This window comes from Streptococcus halichoeri (genome assembly GCF_019774635.1).
GTDB lineage: Bacteria > Bacillota > Bacilli > Lactobacillales > Streptococcaceae > Streptococcus > Streptococcus halichoeri.
This window is the reverse complement of the sequence record NZ_CP081502.1, coordinates 133,165-156,495: the sequence shown is the minus strand read 5'-3', so window position 1 is coordinate 156,495 and position 23,331 is coordinate 133,165. Positions and strand designations below refer to the sequence as shown.

17 protein-coding genes are annotated in these 23,331 nt (G+C 42.7%); 8 read left to right on the top strand and 9 right to left on the bottom strand.

What is annotated here, in order from left to right:
• The first annotated feature begins 6 nt into the window (after positions 1 to 6).
• From K5J94_RS00790 to K5J94_RS00775, 4 genes are all read left to right on the top strand, one after another.
• Positions 7 to 1,743, top strand: a complete 1,737-nt coding sequence (locus K5J94_RS00790; protein WP_221913180.1) for a potassium-transporting ATPase subunit KdpA — start codon at positions 7 to 9, stop codon at positions 1,741 to 1,743.
• 8 nt (positions 1,744 to 1,751) lie between these two features.
• Positions 1,752 to 3,818 (top strand): potassium-transporting ATPase subunit KdpB, encoded by a 2,067-nt coding sequence (gene kdpB / locus K5J94_RS00785; RefSeq protein ID WP_221913178.1) that lies wholly within the window; start codon positions 1,752 to 1,754, stop codon positions 3,816 to 3,818.
• 226 nt (positions 3,819 to 4,044) lie between these two features.
• Positions 4,045 to 4,653 (top strand): potassium-transporting ATPase subunit KdpC, encoded by a 609-nt coding sequence (gene kdpC, locus K5J94_RS00780; RefSeq protein WP_231700358.1) that lies wholly within the window; start codon positions 4,045 to 4,047, stop codon positions 4,651 to 4,653.
• Between the two features lie 530 nt (positions 4,654 to 5,183).
• Positions 5,184 to 6,401 (top strand): peptidoglycan bridge formation glycyltransferase FemA/FemB family protein, encoded by a 1,218-nt coding sequence (locus K5J94_RS00775; protein ID WP_159547989.1) that lies wholly within the window; start codon positions 5,184 to 5,186, stop codon positions 6,399 to 6,401.
• Positions 6,402 to 6,862: 461 nt separating this feature from the next.
• Here K5J94_RS00775 and K5J94_RS00770 read toward each other — a convergent pair whose 3' ends face one another.
• On the bottom strand, positions 6,863 to 7,438 hold the full coding sequence (locus K5J94_RS00770; protein WP_159544549.1) for an isochorismatase family protein: 576 nt from the start codon (positions 7,436 to 7,438) through the stop codon (positions 6,863 to 6,865).
• 178 nt (positions 7,439 to 7,616) lie between these two features.
• On the opposite strand from K5J94_RS00770, the gene K5J94_RS00765 reads away from it, so the two are divergent.
• Positions 7,617 to 8,978: a DHA2 family efflux MFS transporter permease subunit gene (locus K5J94_RS00765; protein WP_221913176.1), complete on the top strand. Its 1,362-nt coding sequence runs from the start codon at positions 7,617 to 7,619 to the stop codon at positions 8,976 to 8,978.
• 520 nt (positions 8,979 to 9,498) lie between these two features.
• Positions 9,499 to 10,266, top strand: coding sequence for a CAMP factor family pore-forming toxin (locus K5J94_RS00760; RefSeq protein WP_221913174.1), 768 nt, complete (start codon positions 9,499 to 9,501; stop codon positions 10,264 to 10,266).
• Positions 10,267 to 10,627: 361 nt separating this feature from the next.
• Here the strand turns inward: K5J94_RS00760 and K5J94_RS00755 are convergent, their stop codons facing one another.
• The 4 genes from K5J94_RS00755 to K5J94_RS00740 all read right to left on the bottom strand — a co-directional run bounded on the left by K5J94_RS00755 (position 10,628) and on the right by K5J94_RS00740 (position 17,197).
• Positions 10,628 to 12,304, bottom strand: a complete 1,677-nt coding sequence (locus tag K5J94_RS00755; protein ID WP_221913172.1) for an LPXTG cell wall anchor domain-containing protein — start codon at positions 12,302 to 12,304, stop codon at positions 10,628 to 10,630.
• A 316-nt stretch (positions 12,305 to 12,620) separates the two neighbouring features.
• The gene (locus tag K5J94_RS00750; protein ID WP_221913170.1) at positions 12,621 to 14,135 is read right to left on the bottom strand and encodes an LPXTG cell wall anchor domain-containing protein; all 1,515 of its coding nucleotides are present in this window, start codon (positions 14,133 to 14,135) and stop codon (positions 12,621 to 12,623) included.
• Positions 14,136 to 14,368: 233 nt separating this feature from the next.
• Positions 14,369 to 15,997, bottom strand: coding sequence for an LPXTG cell wall anchor domain-containing protein (locus K5J94_RS09580; RefSeq protein ID WP_269437351.1), 1,629 nt, complete (start codon positions 15,995 to 15,997; stop codon positions 14,369 to 14,371).
• 360 nt (positions 15,998 to 16,357) lie between these two features.
• Positions 16,358 to 17,197, bottom strand: coding sequence for an Rgg/GadR/MutR family transcriptional regulator (locus K5J94_RS00740; protein WP_221913168.1), 840 nt, complete (start codon positions 17,195 to 17,197; stop codon positions 16,358 to 16,360).
• An 830-nt stretch (positions 17,198 to 18,027) separates the two neighbouring features.
• Between K5J94_RS00740 and K5J94_RS00735 the strand changes: the two genes are divergently transcribed.
• Complete coding sequence (locus K5J94_RS00735; protein ID WP_221913166.1) at positions 18,028 to 19,236, top strand: C10 family peptidase; 1,209 nt, start codon at positions 18,028 to 18,030, stop codon at positions 19,234 to 19,236.
• 1 nt (position 19,237) lies between these two features.
• On the top strand, positions 19,238 to 19,540 hold the full coding sequence (locus tag K5J94_RS00730) for a Spi family protease inhibitor (RefSeq protein WP_159548005.1): 303 nt from the start codon (positions 19,238 to 19,240) through the stop codon (positions 19,538 to 19,540).
• 558 nt (positions 19,541 to 20,098) lie between these two features.
• Here the strand turns inward: K5J94_RS00730 and K5J94_RS00725 are convergent.
• Genes K5J94_RS00725 through K5J94_RS00710 form a run of 4 tightly spaced genes read right to left on the bottom strand, consistent with a single transcriptional unit; the run spans position 20,099 to position 23,322 of the window.
• Complete coding sequence (locus K5J94_RS00725) at positions 20,099 to 20,728, bottom strand: ABC transporter ATP-binding protein (RefSeq protein ID WP_159548007.1); 630 nt, start codon at positions 20,726 to 20,728, stop codon at positions 20,099 to 20,101.
• Positions 20,712 to 21,515: an ATP-binding cassette domain-containing protein gene (locus tag K5J94_RS00720; RefSeq protein WP_159548009.1), complete on the bottom strand. Its 804-nt coding sequence runs from the start codon at positions 21,513 to 21,515 to the stop codon at positions 20,712 to 20,714. Before K5J94_RS00720 ends, K5J94_RS00725 begins: the two co-directional genes overlap by 17 nt.
• Positions 21,516 to 21,526: 11 nt before the next feature.
• Positions 21,527 to 22,348 carry an ABC transporter permease gene (locus K5J94_RS00715; protein ID WP_221913163.1) on the bottom strand — a complete coding sequence of 274 codons (822 nt, stop codon included), beginning with the start codon at positions 22,346 to 22,348 and terminating at the stop codon, positions 21,527 to 21,529.
• Positions 22,345 to 23,322, bottom strand: a complete 978-nt coding sequence (locus K5J94_RS00710; RefSeq protein ID WP_159544577.1) for an ABC transporter permease — start codon at positions 23,320 to 23,322, stop codon at positions 22,345 to 22,347. Before K5J94_RS00710 ends, K5J94_RS00715 begins: the two co-directional genes overlap by 4 nt.
• Positions 23,323 to 23,331 lie beyond the last annotated feature (9 nt).

Here is a 23,331-nt window from a genome sequence, read left to right as displayed (position 1 = left end):
TGGGAGATGTTACAGATTATTGTCGTCTTAGCAGTCGCAGCCCTGCTCATGCTGCCAACTGGCAAATACCTTTATCAGCTAGCTACCGCGCAAAAAACCTTCTTAGACCCTATCATGGATCCGATTGATAACTGGATTTACAAGTGTATTGGCTTAAGGCGGCGCGGTATGACTTGGAAGCAATATGCTATGGCACTAGTCTTGACCAATGCTGTTATGGCTTTGCTCGCATATGTCTTGTTACGAACTCAGGCTTGGCTTTTTTTAAACCCAAATCAAGCTGGTAACTTGGCGCCAGACCTTAGTTTTAATACGGTCATTTCGTTTATCACCAATACAAATCTGCAAGACTATGCAGGTGAGACAGATTTATCTTATCTGAGTCAGATGCTGGTGATTACCTTTATGATGTTTACCTCGGCTGCCTCAGGCTTTGCGGCCGCCATGGCCTTTATCAGAGGTCTATCTGGCAAATACCAGGACATGGGAAATGCTTACGTTGACCTGGTGCGCATCATTACTAGGCTGCTTTTGCCCCTTTCGCTCATAGGGTCGCTCGTCCTTATTTCCCAAGGGGTACCGCAAACTTTTATGCATCAGCTGCAGGTCACCACGCTAGAAGGGAAATTCCAAACCATCGCCCTTGGGCCGGTCGCCTCTTTTGAAATCATCAAGCATTTGGGCACCAATGGTGGAGGTTTTTTTGCCGCTAATTCGGCCGCACCTTTTGAAAATCCTAATGTCATTACTAACATGATTGACATTTTATCCATGATGCTTTTACCAGGGGCGACCTTAGTTGCCTTTGGCTATATGGTTGCTGATGAAAAAAGCGAAGCAGCTCCGCCTTTGGCCCTAAAACCAAGGCCTATCAAGCACCGTCTCTGGCAGCTGGGCAAACAAGCCAGGCCTTTATGTGGTGTGATGACACTGTTATTTCTTGCGGGCTTATTGCTGATTCTCTGGTCAGAAAGTCAGGGTAATCCCTTGTTTAAGCAACTGGGTCTCAACCAGCTGATGGGCAGCATGGAAGGCAAGGAAGTTCGCTTTGGTGTGCCCATGTCTGGTCTGTTTACCGAGGTGACCACTGCCTTTACCACTGGGGCTGTTAATAATATGCATGATACCTTAACCCCACTAGGTGGGGGTGTCGCCCTGATCAACATGATGCTAAATGTCATCTTTGGCGGCAAGGGCGTTGGCCTGATGAATATGATTTTATATGTCCTTTTGACCGTATTTATCTGCGGTCTCATGATCGGCCGAACGCCAGTTTACCTCGGTAAGAAAATCGAGGGTAAGGAAATGACCTTAATTGCCCTAGGCATTATCATTCATCCCCTCATTATCCTTGGCTTTTCTGCCTTAGCTCTGTCTGTACCAGCAGGAATAGCCGGTATTAGCAATCCTGGCTTTCATGGCCTGTCTCAGGTCGTTTATCAATTTGCCTCAGCTTCAGCTAATAACGGCTCAGGCTTTGAAGGCTTAAAAGATAATACCCTTTTTTGGAATATTTCAACCGGCCTAGCCATGTTTTTCGGGCGCTATGCTACTGTGATTATTCAGCTAGCTATTGCCGGATCTTTGATGATGAAACAGCCCGTCAATGACTCTGTAGGCACCTTGAAAACCGATACCTGGACCTTTACGGGTGTGTTATTGGTGATGGTACTGATTATTTCAGCGCTCACCTTCTTACCTGTGCTTGTCCTTGGTCCCTTGGCTGATTATTTGACAATGTGAGGTTTACAATGATTCCCAAGAAAAAGCATTTTTTAACGCAAGCAATTGTGAAAAGTTCTCTAAAAGGTGCTTTCATGAAGCTTAATCCCACCTACATGATTAAAAATCCTGTCATGTTTGTTGTAGAAGTCGGCTTTGTGATTACCTTGCTGCTCGTTTTGGTCCCTAATGTCTTTTACCAAGGTGATCAGAGTAACCGTACCTATAATGGTCTCGTTGCGATGATTTTGTTTGTCACCCTGCTCTTTGCTAATTTTGCTGAATCCATTGCTGAAGGCCGAGGAAAGGCGCAGGCAGAGAGTCTCAAAAAGACCCAGCAAGCCATGACAGCGCGCCGTCTACGACAAGAAAAAACAAGTAACACCTGGCAAGAAGAAATGATTGATGCCGCTGAGCTAAAAAAAGGCGATATTGTCCTTGTTAAGGTTGGCGAATTGATTCCTAGTGATGGTGAAGTCATCGAAGGGATTGCTTCTGTGGATGAATCGGCGATAACGGGAGAATCAGCGCCAGTTGTTAAAGAATCCGGTGGTGATTTTGCCTTTGTCACAGGAGGCACGAGCCTAGCCAGTGATTGGCTAAAAATCAAAATCACTTCAAATGCGGGAGAGTCTTTTCTTGATAAAATGATTGCGTTAGTAGAAGGTGCTTCTAGACAAAAAACACCTAATGAGATTGCCTTGAGCACCTTGCTAGTGAGTCTAACGATCATTTTCCTCATTGTCATTATAACCTTGTATCCCATAGCGCGTTTTTTGCATATTAGTATTGATGTGTCAACTCTAATTGCCTTGAGTGTTTGCTTAATTCCAACAACGATTGGCGGACTTTTATCCGCTATTGGGATAGCTGGCATGGATCGGGTCACCCGCTTTAATGTCATTGCCATGTCGGGAAAAGCTGTCGAAGCCAGTGGCGATGTTGATACCATGATTTTGGACAAAACGGGCACCATTACATTTGGTAATCGCATGGCAGCTCGCTTTGTGCCGGTAGCTGGGGTATCACACGTCACCTTAATGGAAGTGGCCATGCTGAGTTCCCTGCAAGATGAAACCCCAGAAGGCAAATCCATCCTCAAGATTGCCAAAGAGCAAGGCTTGGCCCTGCCTGCTGTCACACCTGACATGGCCTTTGTCGACTTTACAGCCCAGACCCGCATGAGCGGCCTTGATTTTGCCTCTGGGCGCATGATTAGAAAGGGGGCCAGCGATGCCATTATCGCTCATGTAAAAGTCAAGCAAGGCCTGGTCCCAGCAGATCTTAAGACCATCACAGAAGAAATCTCCTCAGAAGGCGGAACGCCACTCGTGGTTGCTGATGATAGAAGCATCTTAGGCGTTATTTACTTAAAAGACACGATTAAACCCGGCTTAGTTCAGCGCTTTGCACAACTACGGGAAATGGGGATTAAAACCATCATGTGTACAGGTGATAACCCCCTTACAGCAGCCACTATTGCCCAAGAGGCTGGTGTTGATACCTTTATTGCTGAATGTAAACCTAAAGACAAGATAAAAGCCATCAAAAGAGAGCAGCAGTTGGGAAAAGTCGTGGCCATGACAGGCGATGGCACCAATGATGCCCCAGCTTTGGCCCAAGCAGATGTAGGCATTGCTATGAATTCAGGTACCACAGCTGCTAAAGAGGCAGCCAATATGGTTGATTTAGACAGTGATCCGACTAAAATTCTTGATATTGTAGAAATTGGCAAGCAATTATTAATGACCCGCGGGGCCCTAACGACTTTTTCCATTGCTAATGATGTGGCAAAATATTTTGCCATTATCCCAGCTATTTTTATGACGGCGATTCCCCAGATCCAAGTGCTTAATATTATGCACTTAGCTACTCCAGCAAGTGCCATCTTATCAGCATTGATTTTTAACGCCATTATTATTCCCTTGCTGATTCCCGTAGCTATGACAGGAGTAGCCTATAAGCCACAAGGCTCAGAGAAATTACTCACCCATAATATGCTCATTTATGGATTAGGTGGCATTGTACTACCATTTGTTGGAATCAAGCTAATTGATCTTATCCTTACACTCTTTTTGCCTTTGTTGCTAGGTTAGGCCCCCTACTTGGTGCAATGGTTTACTTGGTGAGGAGGATGTCACCTTTGCTGCGAGCCTTTGAGATATTTTTGTCTTAACTCAAAAAAAGTTAAAGCGATGTCGCCAAAGCTCTTTAGCTCATCACAGCAGGCTTTAGCTAAGTGCTATGCTATTTGCTACCTTATTTAAAAAAATCCTTGGCGCAAACTGTGGGTCAAGGATGTCACGAAAGGAATTCATCAACATGATCAAGAAATTGTTCAGTCATCTCAAAACCCCTTTCTTACTCACCTTAGTCTTTGGCCTGATGTGTGGTTTTATCTACCCTGTAGTGGTCACAGCTGTGGGGCAAGTCATTTTTCCTCATCAGGCGCGTGGTAGCCAGGTAACCTACCAGGGAAAGGTAGTCGGTTCCGCTTTAATTGGCCAAGACTTTTCATCGGATCGTTTCCTGCACGGCCGGCCCTCAGCAATCCACTATAATACCTACAATGCAAAGCTTAAGACCGTTAAAGTGGCTTCAGGTTCACAAAATTTAGCACCAAGCAATCCAGCCTTAAAAAACCGCGTCCAACATGACTTAAACGCCTTTCTAAGTCAGAATAAAACCATCCACAAAGAAGCTTTGCCAGCTGATCTAGTAACAAGCTCAGGTTCGGGCTTAGACCCAGAGATCAGTCCGCAAAGTGCCAGTTTACAAATTCCGCGTCTAGCGCGCACAACAGGCTTATCCACAGCTACTCTCAAAGGCATTATCGCTCAACATACCAAAGGAAAGCTGCTAGGCTTTATCGGAGAAGAACGCGTCAATGTTTTAGCAGTCAACCTTGAGCTCGAAGCTCGGGCCAAATAACAGCTGAATCAACCTTCCAAACCCCAGACTCGTGAGCCAGCATGTCCCTCAAAATAGCAGGGGCATGCTTTTTTTGCGTTTTGGGTAAGCGCTTTCACAAACGTGCGCGCAGCGCAAATCGCCCAGCTGACAGATCGCTAGTGCCAAGCCCGTCTAGACTTTGCGCCCAAGCAAATGGCGAGCCGGGCAGTTCAGAGTGCGGCTGTGGCAAGTAGCTTAGATTTTTATGAATGAGGTGCGCAATGTTTTGACTATTCAAGAAAAGCTGATAAACTGGAAATAAGGGACTTTTTTAGTTTGTGATCGCCCCAAACGAGCAAGCCAAAAACTAACCCTCCTCTTGTAAAAGCCAAAAGCTAGCGACTTTAGGCCTTAGGGCTAGCCGAGCCTTTTATGCCAACTAATAATGATGGGCCCTAGAAGCAAAAGTAGCCCCTTTTCCTATGCTAAAAAAAGCTTAAAAAATAGTGCCAAAAATATCTTTTAGCACATCAGTGACAGAAAATGACTCTTAAGTGAGGAAAGAAAGAATGATTACTTATACAGTAAGTATAGATAAAACAGAATATGATCAGTTTGTAGAGCAACATCCCTATGGCAATTTACTACAAGGCAGCAAATGGTCGCAAGTCAAGGATAATTGGCAATCTCAATACCTTGCCTTTTACCAAGATCAAGACTTAGTTGCCGGTGCTTGTGTTTTGATTAGAACCATTGCCGCGAACTTTCGCGTAGCCTATATACCAAGAGGGCCAGTGGTTGATTATAGCAACCAAGACCTTGTCCAAGAAGTTTTTAGTGTCTTACAACAATATGCCAAAAAAGAACGCTTTTTACTATTAAAATGCGATCCTAGCCTGCTCTTTGATCGCACAAATCCCAAGCAAGTGGCAGCCTGCGAACAAGTGATTGCTAGCATTGAAAAGACCGGAGCCATTTGGTCAGGTTTGACCTTTGATTTATCTGATACCGTGCAACCCCGCTTTCAGGCCAATAAGCACTTGACACCAGAAAGCATCGAAGACTACCAAAAGCATGTGAAACGCTTAATCAAAACAGCTCGTAAAAAAGGCGTTGACATTAGCCAAGGCCATGCCAATGAGGTGCAAGTCTTTGCCGATTTAATTGCCCTAACAGAACAGCGCAAGCAGATTCACCTCAGAAATTATGACTATTTCAACAAAATAAAGACTATTTACGGTGATAAGGCCGAATTTTACTTTGCCAAAATCGATATAGCCAAACAGCTCAAGCAGCAAAAAGACCGCTTACAGCAACTAACAGATGACTTGGCAGCAACACCAGACCATCAGAAAAATCGCATCAAAAACCTCAACCAGCAAATCACAGCCACACAAAAGCAAGCAGCCGAATTAGCAGAGCTGGCCCAGCACTACCCTAATGAATTGGTCATCGCAGGTGTCTTGGGGATTCGATTTGCCACCGGCATTGAGCTGCTTTATGCCGGTATGAATAATCAGTTTAAACATTATTATCCCCAGTATCTTTTAAACACAGAGATTTTCAAGACCTGTTATCAAAATGGCCTGACCTGGGCCAATATGGGCGGTGTGGAAGGCAAACTAGATGGTGGTTTATCAACCTTCAAGCTATCTTTTAAGCCTACCATTGACGAATACATCGGCGAGTTCAATCTACCAAGCAACAAATGGCTTTACAAATTTGGGAAAAAGGCCTACAGCTTTTATAAGAAACAAAAAAGCTTACGCAGGCAAAAAAATAGCTAAAGCGCCAGCTTACTTTGGCCTAGTCTCTCAGTGAGTGAGCAGGCGCCGGACAACTGCGTCCCGCTGCCAGCTTAAGCTACAGGCCAGCTTGACAAGCCCACCCTTGATTGACCTTAGCCAAAATCGGCCAAGCCTTGTAACACAACTCGCCTCTGCTAAGAGGCGAGTTTTCTAAGCAGACTTCAATCACCCAGCAGTGCTGTTTCCATTTCCATGGACAGTGCTTTTTTGCTTGTACGGGGGAGGAGAGCTCACCAGCTGAGTAGATGAAAAGCCAAGAGGTAGCCCGGTGTGACCTGAGTGCCTCTTGGCCTAGCCTACTTGCTCATCTTGCTCTGCTTATGTGGCTTACTTGTGCTGATCTGCTCATCTTGACCTGCGAGTGTTGATGTACGCACGTGCCCTGCCCATGCTGGTCTGCGCCTCTTGACCTACTCATCTAAGCTACGTATGTGGCCTGTTTAGTCCTTTGCGGCTGGGCTTTTAGCCAGCTCCAAAAATGCCTGGGTGGTTAGGGTTTGCCCCATAACTGGAAAGACGTTTTGGATGGGAAAATCATGCAGCTCTAGACGAGCAGCAGCCATCGCATCTGTAATAAAATATTGATTATAGGCATATTGGTAAGCGTCTCTTGCTGTTGAATCCACCGCAGCGTGGGTAGAAATACCCCCAAGGACCAGAGTCTCAATCCCCCTACGGCGTAGTTGCAGGTCTAAGTCTGTACCAAAAAAACCGCTAAAGCCACGTTTATTCACAATATAGTCATTGTCTGTGACACCAAGTGCTGGCGCAAAGTCAGAAAAATCAGCCGCCGTGTCTTTGCCCGGCAAGGCTTGCATGGCATTTGGCGCGAGCTTATCTTTGCCATCGTGGAACTGAACGCGGACAAAGGCAATAAAGGCCTCATTTTCCCGGAAAAAATCAACTAAAGTTTTGGCATTCGCAAGGACCGTTGGCACCTGATGGGGGACCGTCGGCATGTCTAAGATGCCTTTTTGTAAGTCGATTAAAATCAGAGCAGTTTTACGCATATCCATTGTTGTTTCCTCTTTTCATTTCTTCAATTGCTGAGCTGTGGTAGCGTTGCTTTGGCTTGCTACCACTAAAAGCGCGAGCCCTATTAGTTGATATATCACTACATAGTGGTATTATAATACTATCGTAAATGAATTTGAAGCCATTTTCAAGTAAAAAGATTTCAAGGAGAGTAGAGAAATGTCACAGCCTTTAAACATAAGCGCCCGGCAGCGGAATTTAGCAGCGCTAACAATGATGCTAGGGTCTTTTATCGCCGTTTTAAATCAGACCTTATTAGCGACAGCTTTGCCAGATATGATGGTGTCTTTTCACCTAACCTTAAGTTCCGCCCAGTGGGTCACCACGATTTTTATGCTGATTAATGGGATTATGATTCCCATATCAGCCTACCTCACCTCCAATTATTCAACGCGGCAATTGTATTTTACAGCTACGCTTTTATTCATGCTGGGGTCGCTCCTTTGCCTTGTTAGTCCGACCTTTTTGCTTTTGCTTTTGGGCCGGGCAATCCAAGCAATCGGAGCGGGTATTTTGATTCCCTTAATGCAGGTGGTCTTATTAACGGCTTATTCGGTTAAAGAACGAGGAGTGGCCATGGGGATTTTTGGCTTAATTACCGGATTTTCACCTGCCCTTGGCCCGACCTTATCCGGCTGGATTCTAAGCTTTTATCATTGGCCTGCGATCTTCGTCTTTGTTCTAGTGGCGATGCTTTTAAATGTCGGCGTTAGCCTTTTTCTGGTAAAAAACCTCACCTTAACCAATGCTTCGCAGTTAGATGTGCTTTCGGTTGTGTTGTCGACTGTTTCCTTTGGCGGCTTACTCTATGGCTTTAGCACAGCTAGCAGAATTGGCTTTTCCAAGGCCTGGCTCTGGGGCCTAATCGGTCTATCTCTCTTGGCCCTCTTTTGGTATGTGCGCCGGCAAAAACAGCTAGAAAATCCCATGCTGGATATGGCCGTTTTGAGGTCTTCGACTTTTGTTGAATCCTGCCTGATGATTATTATCATGTTTATGATTTTCAATAGTTCGATGACCCTCATGCCAATTTATATTCAAAAAATTAGGGGATTAACAGCTCTGCAAAGTGGTCTGATAATCTTGCCAGGTGGCTTATTGATGGGGCTTTTAGCGCCAATCACCGGTCGCCTTTATGACAAATGGGGCGGCAAGGTCTTTGCCGTTTCAGGCATGCTTTTAATCTTAACAGGTAGTTTGCTCTTATCGCACCTAACGGCTGCATCTCAGCCCTATGCTATCATAATTAATTTTATGATTTTGATGACCGGCAATGCTTTTATCCTAACCCCTCTAACAGCTAAAGCTATGAATGCCTTGCCTTTATCCTTGATTCCCCATGGCAGTGCCATGAATAGCTCTAGTCGTCAACTCTTTGCTGCTATTGGGACGGCTGTTTTTGTCAGTATTATGGGAATGCAAAAGACACTTGAAGCCGGCTTTCAGTTTACGTACAGTGTGATTAGTGGACTGGCGGCCTTGGGCTTGTTCCTAGCCATCAGATCAAAAGAAAACAAGTAAACCAGGAGGGCTTTGGGCCTTCCCTGCTTCGCAAGGGGCTGTGGTACACCGGCAAAGACAAGGAGCAGCAAGTGAGCAAAAGCCCATAAGGGAGCTGATTAGGGCAGTTTTTCAAAAGATAACCCCCTTTAATAGCTTTTTTTAGGCTGCTTAAATTTTATGAATAGAAAATTTATTTTTTTAAAAAAGCATGAATAAATGCTCGTTAAAAAACAAGTTAAGTAACGCGAATGTTCTGACATATTTAGCTTTAGCAGCTAAATCATAAAAAGCGACAGCATCAGAATGGGCCGCATCAAAGATAAAAGTCAGAAAATTAGAATTATCATCCCCTATGAATCATTATACAAAAATGAGTAATTTAATTTCATGACAAATTTAATCTGTAAATGGCTATCGCTAAAGAAAACGCTTAAAGTATTGTGTTGACGGCATTCTGATTAAAGAGTATGATACAGGTGTAGGTACCTATAAGTTAAAATACTGCAGTATACAACATTTTAATTTAGGAGGGGCAACTATGACAATCAAAAAACATATGCTCTATTTGTCTGGTGCCATGCTAGCTGCAGGGATTACCTTATTTTCTCCCACAGTTTTAAAAGCACATGCAGACCAGGCTACTAGTCCAATAACCATTAGTCAAGTCAACATTCAAAATCAGCAGCTTAAACAACAATTAAATCAAGATGGTGCTCAATTGAAAGCTATCAAAGATGATGTTAAAGGTACTGATATTGAACAACCCGTCACCACGGCTCTTGACACTGTAGAAAAACTAAAAACGTCTTTAGAAGTTAACCCTGCTTCCATTTATGATTTAAGCTCAATTGGCGTTCGTGTAGAGGCCTTATCCGACGTTATTGAAGCCATCACATTTTCAACCCAACATTTAGCAAACAAAGTTAGCCAAGCCAATATTGATATGGGCTTTGCTATCACCAAATTAGTGATTCGCATTGCCGATCCATTTGCATCTGTAGATGCCATCAAAGCCCAAGTGGCCGAAGTTAAAAAAGTAGAACAAGCCGTATTGACTTATCCTGATTTGAAGCCAACAGATAAAGCAACTATTTATACCAAAGCCAAATTAGATAAAGCCATCTGGCAAACACGTATCCAAAGAGACCAAAAAGTGTTAAATGTTAAGAGCTTTGCGGTTTACAATACCTTAAACAAAGCTATCACACATGCAGTAGGTGTCCAATTAAATCCTACTGCAACAGTTCAAGAAGTTGACCAAGAAATTGCTAATCTAAACGCTGCATTGCAAGCAGCTTTGAAATAAGATAAACAGTGGTATGATTAGAATGATTGGTACTCATCCTTCATCCAGCAATAGGTCACTAAACATTGAAAAGAGGTTTATCGATTAATATAACAAGGTTTTCATAACATTTTTTCATCGTACGAAAAGTTGTCAACTTAAGGCTGGCTTAAAACCAGTCCAGGTTACAAGGAACGAGCTAACCCACAAAGGGAAGCTCGTTTTTTGAGTACGACGGGCATGTCGTACCCAAAAGGCTTCCCATCTTTTCAAATGGAAAGCCTTGTTGTGATATGACTCTAGGTGCCAAGAGGTACGTAGGAGAAGGTGGCACCTGATACTATTGAAAAATAGTATCAGGAGTTTTAGTTAGTGGGGATGATTAGTCTTTCTTGCGTTTAGTAGCAAGCACACCAGCAGAAGCCATGATAGACAAAGCAGCCACGGAGAAGAATGGACTGGTCGCAGCGTCACCCGTTTGTGGCAAGTGCGCAGCAGTGTTTTGTGCTGGCATGTGTGGAGTAGCAGGCGTTGCTGCGTGGTTAGCTTTTGGTGCCGCTGGTTTGCCTTTGCCTGGTTTTTCCGGAGTGTGCGGTGCACTTGGTTTTTCCGGAACAGCAGGAGTCGGAGCCGGCTTGATTTCCGGTTTCTTCGGTGTGCCTAGTTTCTTGTCAGCTTTTGGAGTGTGTGGAGCTTGAGGCTTAGTTTCCGGAGCTTTAGGCAGCTCTGGTGCCGGTTTAGGCGCAGGTGTCACCTCTGGTACATGAGGGACATCTGGCTGACTTGGAACTTCGGGTTTGCTTTCTGGAGCTTTCGGTTCAGCTGGTTTTTCCTCGTGCTTAGTCTCAGGAGCCTTAGGCATTTCCGGACTGCTTGGAGCTTTGTCCTGCTCTTTTTTAAGAGTGTTCAGTTGAGCATTTAGGGCATCTAACTCTTTTTGCAGTTTGTCTTTATCTGCTTGGCTCAGCTTGTCTTGTTCTTTGAGCTTAGACTCGACCCGGGCCTTGTCAGCTTCTAGTTTTTGAATAGACTGAGTTGATTCAGCTAGCTTGCTTTCAAGGGTCTTGATAGCTGTTTCTTTTTCCTTGATTTGTGCATCCAGCTGTCTAACCTTTTCTTCTAGCTTAGCTTTTTCAGCTGTGCTGAGGTTGCCTTGCTCTTGCAGTTTCGCCTCTGTCTCAGCTTTTTCCTTCGTTAGACTGGAGATTTTCTCGTCTGCTGCCTTTTTAGCGGCTTCCAGTTCTTGAACTTTTTGGGTGGATTGGGCCACTTTGGCTTGCAACTCAGCCACTTGCGCTTGCTGAGCCTGTAATTGGGACTGCAGCTTAGCTTTTTCTTCGGCACTTTGAGTGGCACTTGTATCAAGTTTTGCCTGAAGAGCAGACAGATTTGTTTTTTCTTTAGTCAACTCAGCCTCTAAACGTGTCTTATCAGCTGTTGCTTGAGTAGCTTGTTGGGTTAGAGTTTCTACCTCTTCTTTGGTATTAGCTAACGCTGTCTCTGTTTCTGTAGCTTTGGCTTGCAAAGCTTGCATTTGCGCGTCCAGCTCAGACTTAGCTTTATTCGTTTCTGCTAACTGAGCTGAAAGTTTTGTCCGTTCTGATTGACTGTCATTTAGCTGCTTTTTAGTTGTTTCTAGCTCTTCACGCTGCCGTTGGGTTTTTTGCTGTTCTTTATCAAGCTCTTTATGAACTTCAACCCATTCTTTATGTTTATCATTATAATTTTGTAATGCTCGTTCTTTTGCTTCAGAAACTGTCGCTAATTGATTCTCATGAGTAATACTTTCTAGTATTATTTTAACTCCATCGTTAAATGCTTTTAATGAATCATAAGTTTTATGATTATCGGTAGCAACCAATAAATCTCCCAATTGTTTTTTGACTTTTTTATTAAGATTATCGAACTTACGTTCCAAGTTACTAGTAATTTTTTTTTGCTCCTGATATTCTTGGCTCTGCTCTTCTTGCGCTTTCACTATTCCCTGTGTGTTCAGCAGGCCTGTACTGACGACAAGGCCTGTTAATATCGCCTGTTTCGTCCAATGATGTTTCGCCATCTGATCTTCATCTCCTTCTCATTTATGAACTCTTTGCAGTAATCATCAGTATATATATATATATATAACCTTAAGGTCAGCTTTTGCTTTATTTTTAAACTTATGATTGGTAATCTAATACGATTGTAGCCTTGATTGGCTGGATTTGAGAGGTAATTTGGCAGAGCAAAAAAACTTTCCACGCTACCTAGCGTGGAAAGCTTGTCATTGGAATTGGTTTTTAGAGTGCGGGCTGATAGGAGAGAGCAGCCCCTTTTTTTGCTTTGAAAGGATTATAGAAGAGTGGTGCTAATAGCGTGGCTAGAAAGGCAATTGACTAGTCTTCCTTGCGTTTAGTGGCGAGGACGCCAGCAGAAGCAATGACAGATAGAGCAGCCACGGTGAAGAATGGGTTGGTCGCAGCTTCACCCGTTTGTGGCAAGTGCGCAGCAGTGTTTTGTGTTGCCATGTGTGGGGCAGCAGGAGTTGCTGTGTGGTGTGCTTTTGGTGCCGCTGGATGAGCCTTACCTGGTTTTTCCGGAGAGTGTGGTGTGCTTGGTTTCTCAGGAATAGCAGGAGTTGGATCCGGCTTGATTTCCGGTTTCTTCGGTGTGCCTGGTTTACCAGTTTCAGGTGCTTTTGGCGTTTCAGGTTTAGTTTCCGGAGTTTTTTCTTGCTCCTGCTGTTTGAGGGCGTCAAGCTGACCTTCAAGCGACTTGATTGCAGCGTCTTTCTCAGCGATTTTCGCTTGCACATCAGCCAACTGTTCCTTAAGCTTAGCTTTTTCCTCTTCACTAAGCTCAGTTTGGCTGTTAAGTTTCGCCTCAATGTCAGCCTTTTGAGCTGTTAATTCTGCTACTTTAGCATCAGCCTCTTTTTTGGCCGCTTCAAGAGCTTGAAGTTTCTCAGATGATGCTGTGACTTGAGCTTGAAGATTAGTTACTTCCGTTTTCTTAGCATCTAATTCTGATTGTAGCTTCGCTTTTTCTTCCTCAGAGAGTTGCTTATCTGAGGTGAGCTGTTGTTGAAGGTCGTTTAAATCTTTTTGCTTGCTATCAAGCTGTGCTTGTAAGTTTTGGTTTGTATTATTAGCCTCAGTAACTTGCTCATGTAGGGCGTTCGCCTCTTCGGTAGCTTTTTGCGCCTGAGTTTCTAAGTCCTTCATTTTCGTTTGAAGGCTGCTGTTGGCTTCTTGAGATGATTTAAGCTGAGTAGCAAGTTTGTCACTTTCAGCCTTTAGCTTTTGACCATCTTCGCTAGCTTTAGTTAACTTTTCTTCTAGCTCTTTAGCTTTCTCAGTTTTTTCGGTTAGCTGTTTAGATGTATCTGTTAGTGCTGTATCAGTTTCTTTTAGACCTTTGATCAGCTCTTCATAGTTCTGGCTACGTCTGAATAGTTCTTGTGTCAACAGTATAGAAAATGCTTCTTGATCAGCTAGTTCAAAACGCTCTTCATCAACTCCTAGCTTAGCTAATCTGTCTTGATTTACCACTAAATTGTAGAGCTCTTTTGCATAATCTTTATAGTTTTCATCAAATTTAAATATTTCTTTAATAAAATTTGGATCAATTGTCGTACCAGTTACAAATTCATGAGTGAAAAGCTTCATTAAATCTTCAGTCTTTAAATGAATAAGTATTTTTTGAAGACTTTGGATCATTTCATCAGTAGATTTTAACTTTGTATATGCTCCTTCTTTAGTTAAGTCAAAAGCATCTTTATCAAACGTTTCTGTTAAATATTTTTTAACGGACTTTTCCTCCGCCTTTACTCCGGTACTTGTCACCAAAACGCTTGCCCCTAGCATGAGTGATGCGAGGACCGCCTTTTTGCTCCAATGGTGTTTTGCCATATTAAATTAATCTCCTTTTCATTTCTAAGCTTTTTACGGCAACCACCAGTATATATATATATATATATACTTAAGGTCAGGATTTGCCGGGCTTGCAAAGTTATGATTAAAGTATTAGGAAACGCTTTAAATGCTTATGTGAAGGGGCTTTAAGGAATCACAGCAGCAGTTAAAGCCATTTTGTTAATCACTAAGGTTTTATTTTATGGAGTAGAAATGTGGTTCAAATCTGACTAGTCTTCTTTGCGTTTAGTGGCAAGCACACCAGCAGAAGCCATGATAGACAAAGCAGCCACGGAGAAGAATGGGTTGATCGCAGCGTCACCAGTTTGTGGCAATGGCGCAGCAGTGTTTTGTGCTGCCATGTGTGGAGTAGCAGGCGTTGCTGCGTGGTTAGCTTTTGGTGCCGCTGGTTTGCCTTTGCCTGGTTTTTCAGGAGTGTGTGGAGTGCTTGGGTTCACTTCCGGAATAGCAGGGGTTGGAGCTGGCTTGATTTCCGGTTTCTCCGGTGTGCCTGGCTTACCAGCTTCTGGTGCTTGTGGAGCTTGAGGTTTAGTTTCCGGAGCTTGAGGCAACTCTGGTGCTGGTTTAGGCGCAGGCGTTACCTCTGGCATTTGAGGTACGCCTGGCTGACTTGGAACTTCCGGCTTACTTTCCGGCTGCTTCGGTTCAGCTGGTTGGTCCTCAGGTTTCACTTCCGGATCTTTAGGTGTTTCAGGAGTACTTGGTGCTGAGTTGTGTTCTTTTTTGAGCATATCTAGCTTAGCCATCAAATCTTGCAATTCTTGTTGCAGTTTAGCTTTTTCCTCGGAGCTGAGGCTGCTTAAGTCCTTAAGTTTAGATTCGACTTGAGATTTTTTGGCCGCTAAGTCAGCCAATTTAGTTTCGGTATCTTTGACTTTTTGCGTGCTTGTGTTTAACTGCTCTTGCAGCTTACTAATATCAGAGTCTTTAGCCTTGATTTTGCTATCAAGATCTTTGATTTTCGCATCCAACTCAGCCTTTTCTTGCTCACTCAATTGGGTCTGACTGTTCAGCTGTTCTTGGATAGTAGCCTTGTCCTTGGTGAGTTGCTCTTTTTCAGCAGTTAAGGCAGAAACCTGACTCTCAGCCGCTTGCTTTTCAGAGGTTAGCTTATCCACAGTGGCTTGGCTTTCAGTCACTTTAGCTTGTAAGTCACTGACCTCAGTTTTCTTAGCCTCTAACTCAGCTTGCAGCTTAGCTTTTTCAGCAGTATTCGTTGCTTCGGTTGTGTCAAGTTTTGCTTTAAGAGCGACTAAATCCTTTTCATCTTTATCAAGTTTAGATGTTAAGTCTTGATTTTGTTTAGTTGACTCGGTGATTTTTTCACTAAGTTCTTTAACTTTTTCTTGACTTGTTTTTAAAGACTGTTCAGTGTGTTCAGACTTTACTTGTAAGTCTTTCATTTTAGTCTCTAATTCAGCATTTGCTTTTTTAGAATCTTCTAAATTAGCTTTAACTTTTTTGACTTGTTCAGTTAACTTAGAAACTGTGTCTTTTTCTTTTTTTATTTCATCTAGTGCAAAATTAAAGGCTGTATCAAAGCCTGCAATTCTTTTATTGTGAGTTATACCTTCTAATAACTTATCCAAATCATTCAAATCGGTAATGTGCCTTTGCAGCTCATCGACACTATCCACAACTCGTCGAATAGTGTCGATTTTACTACTAGCAGCTCCTAACTTCAATTTTAATGAATCTAATTGACTCACTAAGTGCTTTGCATATCCCTGTTCAGGTGTCTCCGCCTTCACACTCCCCTGTGTGCTTAGTAAGCCCGCACTGACGACAAGGCCTGTTAACACTGCCTTTTTCGTCCAATTCCAATGACTTTTCGCCATAGTCTTTAATCTCCTTTTCATTTCTAAGCTTTTTTACAGCACCCATCAGTATATATATATATATATATACTTAAGGTCAGGAATTGCCGGGCGTATAAACTTATGATTGCGGCGTAGGAAGCGCTTTAATGGGTGATAGGAGGGGTGTATTTTTAGTTTTTAGCACATAATAAAGTGCGTTCCCGGTGCATCGGGAACGCATTTTTTAGGCTGTAATCCTGTTGCGTAAAGATACGCTGTATTTGGCTAAGTCTGTAGAGGTTTTTTCATCAGTGGTGCAGCTGCTTGGCACTGCGAGTTTTTTTCTGGTAGCAGCTTGGAGGTAGGGTTGGGGTTTTCCAAATACCGCCAAAGCCAGTGTTATGTTTTCTTTTTGATGGTTTGGAGATAAGCTGTGAACATTTTATGACTGGTCTTGCAATTCAGTAATTGAAAAATTTGAAGGACATCGTCGCATTTTTGTTCGGCGCCTGGTTTGCCCTCAATAATCCCAAGAATGCCGGCAAAAAAGGAGATACAACAGCGCTCATATAGGCAATCATCGTTTAATTTGTAATTTTCGATTTGGTTTAGAATGTCAGTGGCCTTATGGTATTCCTGCCTTTGGATAAAAAGAATCAGCATATTGACAAACATTCTAATGGATTCATTACCATAATACCTCAAGGTATTGTATCTATCGAGGTTTAGGATAACTTTGGAAAAAACAATTTCGATGAAATTAGAATCAAAAATGAACATGCAGTTATTAAAGAGTACCGTTTCATAATGGCTCCAGGTTTCAATATTGATGAGATAGTTTGTTAAATAAATCTGTTCCTTGGAACAATCTTCATGGGTTAGGGTGGCTAGTAAGACTTTGACCAGTGCAAACAGATTCTTTTCCTTAACGGATTTGCTATCTCGGTAAGCATCAAGGATGCGATGTAATCCTTCACTATTTTGACATTCAAAATAGTGTTTGGCAGTGTCCATGTCAATGAATTCTTTGTATTGTTTAAAGTTATTGTTGATAAATAAGAATTCATCAACATTCACATTTAGATTATCTAAGATGTAAAGTAACTTTTTAGAAGAAATATCCAGATTGTTTTTAATAAAACGATAATAGGTTTGCCGGGTCAAATAGTCACCACAAACTTGCTTGATAGGAATGTTTTTTGAATGTCTAATAAATTCTACTGTTTCACCTAGTTCCATTTTTTCTAGCCTCTTAATCTATGTTAAAAATACGTTACCACTATACATAATACGTAACCTATTGTCTATTTCATCTGGTCTTACCTTACCATGTAGTCAAAAGACTAAAAGGAGGGCTAATACGATGTGGTTATTGTTGATGTTTTTATAGACGGTAGGTGGAATGATAGCAGATGAAAGTGAGCAAGCCAATCAAAACATTGATTATCGTACGAAGCATTGTGCTTATATTATCAGTCTTATCAGGCGTCTTGTCAACTAGAGTAGGCACTAAAAATCTCAGGATTTGTAAGGACAGAAACAGGAAAGTTGATAAAAACAGAAACAGCTTTCAAAAAAATAAGGTCGAGTATCCAGATAAAGCGTGCCATCTCAAAATCTATTTTTCCTAACCTATAACGACGATCACAATAAATCATCAGGATGCCACTCCAGGCAAATGGCATCCGCTGTGAAAGCGCTTTTGAAAATAATAAAACGTTGTTGGGTAGCAAGAGCTCTTCTTTCCCCATACGCTAGCGAGTATTGCTGATATACCAGTAAGCGTTGCTATGGTAAAGCAGGGGTCGACCCAAATAAAAACGCTCTTTAACTTAACCAATTAAGTAGTTGCCACCGCTTGCGTAAGCTGACAATAAGGTTTGCGATGTTTAATCACCTAGCTCGTACCCCTATTATTCCATCTTTCTTTAGCATATAAGCTAAGAAGGACTTGCCGCCAAAAAGCAAAGCTTTCTTAGATTAACTTAACTTTTCAGCAAGGAGGTGTGTCCCATGTACTAAAAAGAGTGAACACATGACATGAAATGACTTTTAAGGAGGTAAAAGAGATGAACAAGAAAAAATTAAGTATCAGATTGTTAAGCCTTTTAGCACTAGGTGCCTTTATTGCTGCAAATCCAGCATTGGCTGATGATAACTTTAGCCGTAATGAAAAAGAAGCTCATGATAGTGCCATTACATTTATTGAAAAAACAGCAGGGCTTAATGACCATACTTTCAAAGTAAGTTCTGAACAAGCTGCGCAAAATATTAAGCTTGATAAAGTATCATTAGGAGATAACCTTTCTAATGCCAATATGTATGTTTACAACATCTCTACAGGTGGCTTTGTTATCGTCTCAGCAGATAAACGTTCTCCTGAAATTTTAGGCTATTCACCAAAGGGTTCTTTTGATGTTAATGGTAAGGATAACATTTCTTCCTTTATCAAGACCTATGCTGACCAAATTACAGCCAACAAGAAATTAAAAGTGACGTATTCAAACGCTAATGACATTAAACAACCTGTTGTTAACTCTTTATTAGATGCTAAAGGCATTCACTACAACCAAGGCTTCCCTTATAATTTATTAACTCCTGTTGTACAAAGAGTAAAACCAGGAGAAAGGTCTTATGTAGGCCAACACTCCGCAACAGGCTGTGTGGCTACTGCGACGGCCCAAATCATGAAGTACCACAATTATCCTAATAAAGGCGTTAAGGATCATACCTACACCTTTAGAAATGACTACTTTAAACAACCTGTAACCTTGTTTGCTGCCATTTCTAATCGAGAATACAATTGGAACAACATTTTACCTGCCTATAGAGGAAATGAAAGTAGCGTTCAAAAAGACGCTATCTCTGAATTGATGTCTGATGTGGGTATCTCAGTAGACATGAACTATGGACCATCCAGCGGTTCTAGCGGTAGCCCTCTTGTTCAAAAAGCGCTAAAAGAAAACTTTGGTTACTCACAATCTGTTCGCCAAATCAACCGCGATTCTTACACCAAAGAAGCATGGGAAACACAAATTGATAATGAACTTACCCAAAACCAACCTGTATACTACCAAGGTGTCGGAACAGCAGGCGGCCATGCCTTTGTTATTGATGGTACAGATGGTAACGACTTCTACCATGTTAACTGGGGCTGGGGCGGAATCTCAGATGGCTTCTTTAGACTAGATGCACTAAATCCTGGAGCATTAGGTACTGGTGGCGGTGCCGGTGGCTTTAATGCTTACCAAAGTGCTGTTGTAGGAATCAAACCTTAAGATGGCTAAAGAAACCGTTAGAACGGAAAAACAAGCACGTAGCATAGCCGAGGCATTCTGTAAAGAGCATCCTTGGAATACAAATAGCAGACAAATCCAAGGCTTAATCTATCCTTTAGATAACCCTGTGACTAATGAATTGTATATCTATTCCCTAGACCCAGCAGGCTTTGTGATTGTATCAGGTGACACCAGAGCTCATACTATTTTAGGCTATTCTTTTGACAATACACTGGATATTGATACAGAGAATGTCTGGAGCATGATTGAAGCTTATCAAGAGCAAATCAAATCTCTAGACTAAGCCTTTCTATCACAGGTCTTTTTCTGAACTTAGTTTGACGCTAATGATAAGAAAAAAGATTAGGTATTAAAAAGCTTGATGCATTTGAAAAAGCCAGCTTAAAGGATGGTGCTCGCTTCTATGGCTGTTGGAATGGGGGCTGTTAACAGCAGCCTTCCATTTATCACGTAAGCTTTTAAAACGAAAAACACTAAGTTAGTGCATCTTAAAGTTTACTAAGTAAAGGACTGAGTTTGGTTTGCCCCGGACTCAGTCCTTTTACGTCTTTGTTTTTGCTTACCATTCATCAGATAAATGCGCCCACCCCTGGCCTGCTTACGGGCTTCACCTATCTGAAGGTGTCAACAGCCACCGAGGGAGGGGTCATTTTTTGGCTAAAATCCGATATTTTGACATAGCAAAAAGAATGGCTTATCCTAATAAAAAAGTGCATTCCCAACGAGGAGGAGGAATGCACTTTTTTGTCTGATTGTGGCTTTGTCAGTGGGATAGGCCTCAATCACTAGCTGTTAACTCTAGTGCTTTTGACAGCAGCAGCCTAAATCCGATGCTGGTCACTCACTTAGCCTGGTTGAATGGTATCATGCGATTCTCTTCAATGAGATAGCAAGCATCACATAGTTTTTCAAGCATGGTGAAATCATGGCTAATGATTACTAGGCCTAGTTGTCGGTCTTTGACAATGTGTAACAAGCTCTGCCAGACCTGAGCCTGGGTAATACTATCTAACATCGTGGTCATCTCATCAGCAATCAGGTACTTGGTCTTAGGATGCAGGGCACGCACAATCGAAAAACGTTGCAACTCACCACCTGAGAGCTCACTGGGGCGACGCGTTAGCCATTTTTCTTGAATACCAAAGGCTAAGAGCAGGTCCTGACTGGGCTTGTAGGCTTCCGTCAAGCTTTTTTGCATGGTCCAAAGTGGATTCATGGTTTTTTCGGGGTGCTGCTGGATGAGTTGCACCGGGCGAAAGCCTTTGTGCGGCAAAGGCTGCCCATCGACTAATACCTGGCCAAGCTGAGGTTGCCCAAAACCTGCTAAGATCTTGGATAGGCTGGTTTTACCGCAGCCGCTTTGGCCAAAAATACCTAAAATCTGCCCTGGCTCAAGGCTTAGTTGAACATCCTTAAATAGCCATCGGTCTTTGTTATGGTAAAAGCCGAGATGGTTAGCTTCTAAGGTCATCACTCACTCCTTTCAAAAAAGCGTGTTGTGGCAACGAACGCCAGAGTTTTCTAGCAAATGCTGTCTGCAAGTTGTCGCCATCACCACTAAAGTAATGTGCTGGTGCTGTTTCAATCGCTCGGCCATCTTTAAAAACAGTAATCCGATCGGCGATTTGGCTTGCCGCGATAATATCATGCGTGATAAACATCACACTAATCCCCTGGTCTACAAAGGCGCGTAATTGCTTGAGCACCATTTGCAGGGCATCTGGGTGTAAACCAGGAGTAGGCTCATCAGCAATAATCAAAGAAACCTGCTCACCAAGGCAAGTTGTAAATAAGACCCGCCTTAGCATGCCGCCAGAAAGTTGGAAGGGGTAGAGCTCACCATCAGCTTTGGTTAAACCAAATTGATCAAACAATTCTTCTTGCACCTGCTGAGCATTTTTTGAAATGCCTAAGCGTACCTGGTGTTTGACCTTCATGGAAGGATCCAAGTAATTGACTGATTGTGGAATCAAGGTGATTTCTTTTCCTCGAATTTGCTTCATCCGCTGAGGAGTGAGTGCTTGACCACGGTAGATCATTTGGCCGCTTACCTCAGCATTGCGCGGAAGAATGCCCATAATAGCATGTGCTAGCAAGCTCTTACCTGAGCCGCTAGCACCAATAATGGCTAAAAGCTCCCCCTTTTTAATGTCTAAATCTAATGCTTCAATTGGGGTTGAACGAAAAGGGGTTAACAATCGCCCATATTGTGTAAATGTAATCGATAAGTCTTTAATGCTTAACACTGTCTTTGTCATATCATTGGCTCCTAAAGAATGTCATTGTGCGGGGAGATTAATTTCTTCAATGCTTCGCCAAGGGTATCAAAGGCATTAACAATCACAATCAGATAAAGTCCCGGGAAAAGCACTAACCACCAATTACCAAGTGAAATGTGTTTGGCAGCTTCTGAGAGGATAATGCCAACCGAAGGTTGCTCCGCAGAAAGCCCAAAACCTAAGAAAGTCATTGAGGCTTCGTGGAGAATAACATGGGGAAATAACAGAATAAACCCAATAAAGATTTGCGAAGCTATTAAAGGTAAGATATGGTGCCTGACAATATAATAGGGTGATTTTCCCATACTTTTAGAGAGTTGGACAAATTCTTTATTTTTTAGGTGATAGACTTCATTACGAATTAATCTGGCTAATGATGGCCAATGGGTAACTGCTGTAGCTACAATAACGCCTTTAGCGCCCTTACCAACAACAAAGGAAATAAGAATCATAAAAATCAGATGGGGCATACCGATAAATAAATCAATTAGCCAGGCAATGAGTTTATCAATAATAGTATTTCCTAAGCCAGCTAAAACCCCAAAGATAGTTGCTAAAACAACGCCCATGAAGGCACCAAGGAGCCCAACTTGCAGCGAAAAATGAAGTCCCTTAATGGTCCGGACAAACATATCACGCCCTAAGCTATCAGTTCCAAAGAGATGATGTAAAGAGGGAGATAGATTGCGCAGTGTTGCATCCGTCTGTAAAGGGGTGTGGTAAAAGTAAGCATTGAGGAATAAGACGCTAAGAATCAACAAACTAGCGACGCCTAGCTGCCATAAAACAAGGGTTCGACGTTCTAATGTCATGCTTTTCTCCTTAGTTGGGGATTGATGAGGCTATTTAAAATATCGGCAATCAGATTGCCAGCAAAGACAAACAGCGTTCCAATCATCACGATCGCAAGCAGGAGCGGTGTGTCACTTTTTAGCCCAGCTTCGGTGAGTGTTGAGCCTAAACCAGGATAAGAAAAGACTTGCTCAGCAAGGACAGAACCTCCAAATAATTCCCCAAAATAGGAAAAATGGAGGGTAATGGCTGGTACGATAGCATTTCTCAGGCAATGATTCTTGAAGATTTGCCATTGTGTCTCACCACGTGCCCGGGCAAATAAGACGTAGTCACTAGAGAGGACAGATAGCATCTTGGTCCGTGTATGAAGGGTCACATTGGCAATGCCTAGGATGCTGAGTGTAAATACAGGTAGGATCAGGTGCCTGATGCGATCAGCCAGGGTCACATCTTGGCTCAAGATCCCGATGGGAGATGAAATCCCAATTGGGAACCAGCCCAATTGTACCGAAAAGACCAGTAAGAAAAGCAGGCCAATCCAAAAGGTAGGAACAGAAATTTGTAGGTAGGAAAACCAACGGACCAAGCGATCCAGCAGTTTGCCCTGACGAAAGGCCGATAAAGTTCCTAGGATAAAGCCAATGATCCCAGATAAGAGCCAGGATAAGCCCATGAGGACAAAGGATGCCCCGGCGCGTGCTTTAATAATATCAGCAACGGGTTGTCGGTAGATCAGCGAGGTTCCCAGATGTCCTTGGAGAAGGTTTTTCAACCAAAGCAGGTATTGAACGAAGGCCGGCTTATCTAAGCCGTAGTGCTGCGCAATGGCTTTATACTGAGTTGGAGTCAATGAGGTATCGTAGTTGACGCTGGCCATTATAGGGTCGACGGGTGATAGTTTTAATAAACTAAATGTCAAGATGGATACCCCAAAAATGAGAGTCAAACACCTGATGATTTTCCAGGTAAGGACAGAGGTAATGTGTTTCACAGATAATCT

Coding starts and splice junctions, on each gene's coding strand:
- K5J94_RS00790 (WP_221913180.1), top strand. CDS start 7: ATGTTACAGATTATTGTCGTCTTAGCAGTCGCAGCCCTGCTCATGCTG.
- kdpB (WP_221913178.1), top strand. CDS start 1,752: ATGATTCCCAAGAAAAAGCATTTTTTAACGCAAGCAATTGTGAAAAGT.
- kdpC (WP_231700358.1), top strand. CDS start 4,045: ATGATCAAGAAATTGTTCAGTCATCTCAAAACCCCTTTCTTACTCACC.
- K5J94_RS00775 (WP_159547989.1), top strand. CDS start 5,184: ATGATTACTTATACAGTAAGTATAGATAAAACAGAATATGATCAGTTT.
- K5J94_RS00770 (WP_159544549.1), bottom strand. CDS start 7,438: ATGGATATGCGTAAAACTGCTCTGATTTTAATCGACTTACAAAAAGGC.
- K5J94_RS00765 (WP_221913176.1), top strand. CDS start 7,617: ATGTCACAGCCTTTAAACATAAGCGCCCGGCAGCGGAATTTAGCAGCG.
- K5J94_RS00760 (WP_221913174.1), top strand. CDS start 9,499: ATGACAATCAAAAAACATATGCTCTATTTGTCTGGTGCCATGCTAGCT.
- K5J94_RS00755 (WP_221913172.1), bottom strand. CDS start 12,304: ATGGCGAAACATCATTGGACGAAACAGGCGATATTAACAGGCCTTGTC.
- K5J94_RS00750 (WP_221913170.1), bottom strand. CDS start 14,135: ATGGCAAAACACCATTGGAGCAAAAAGGCGGTCCTCGCATCACTCATG.
- K5J94_RS09580 (WP_269437351.1), bottom strand. CDS start 15,997: ATGGCGAAAAGTCATTGGAATTGGACGAAAAAGGCAGTGTTAACAGGC.
- K5J94_RS00740 (WP_221913168.1), bottom strand. CDS start 17,197: ATGGAACTAGGTGAAACAGTAGAATTTATTAGACATTCAAAAAACATT.
- K5J94_RS00735 (WP_221913166.1), top strand. CDS start 18,028: ATGAACAAGAAAAAATTAAGTATCAGATTGTTAAGCCTTTTAGCACTA.
- K5J94_RS00730 (WP_159548005.1), top strand. CDS start 19,238: ATGGCTAAAGAAACCGTTAGAACGGAAAAACAAGCACGTAGCATAGCC.
- K5J94_RS00725 (WP_159548007.1), bottom strand. CDS start 20,728: ATGACCTTAGAAGCTAACCATCTCGGCTTTTACCATAACAAAGACCGA.
- K5J94_RS00720 (WP_159548009.1), bottom strand. CDS start 21,515: ATGACAAAGACAGTGTTAAGCATTAAAGACTTATCGATTACATTTACA.
- K5J94_RS00715 (WP_221913163.1), bottom strand. CDS start 22,348: ATGACATTAGAACGTCGAACCCTTGTTTTATGGCAGCTAGGCGTCGCT.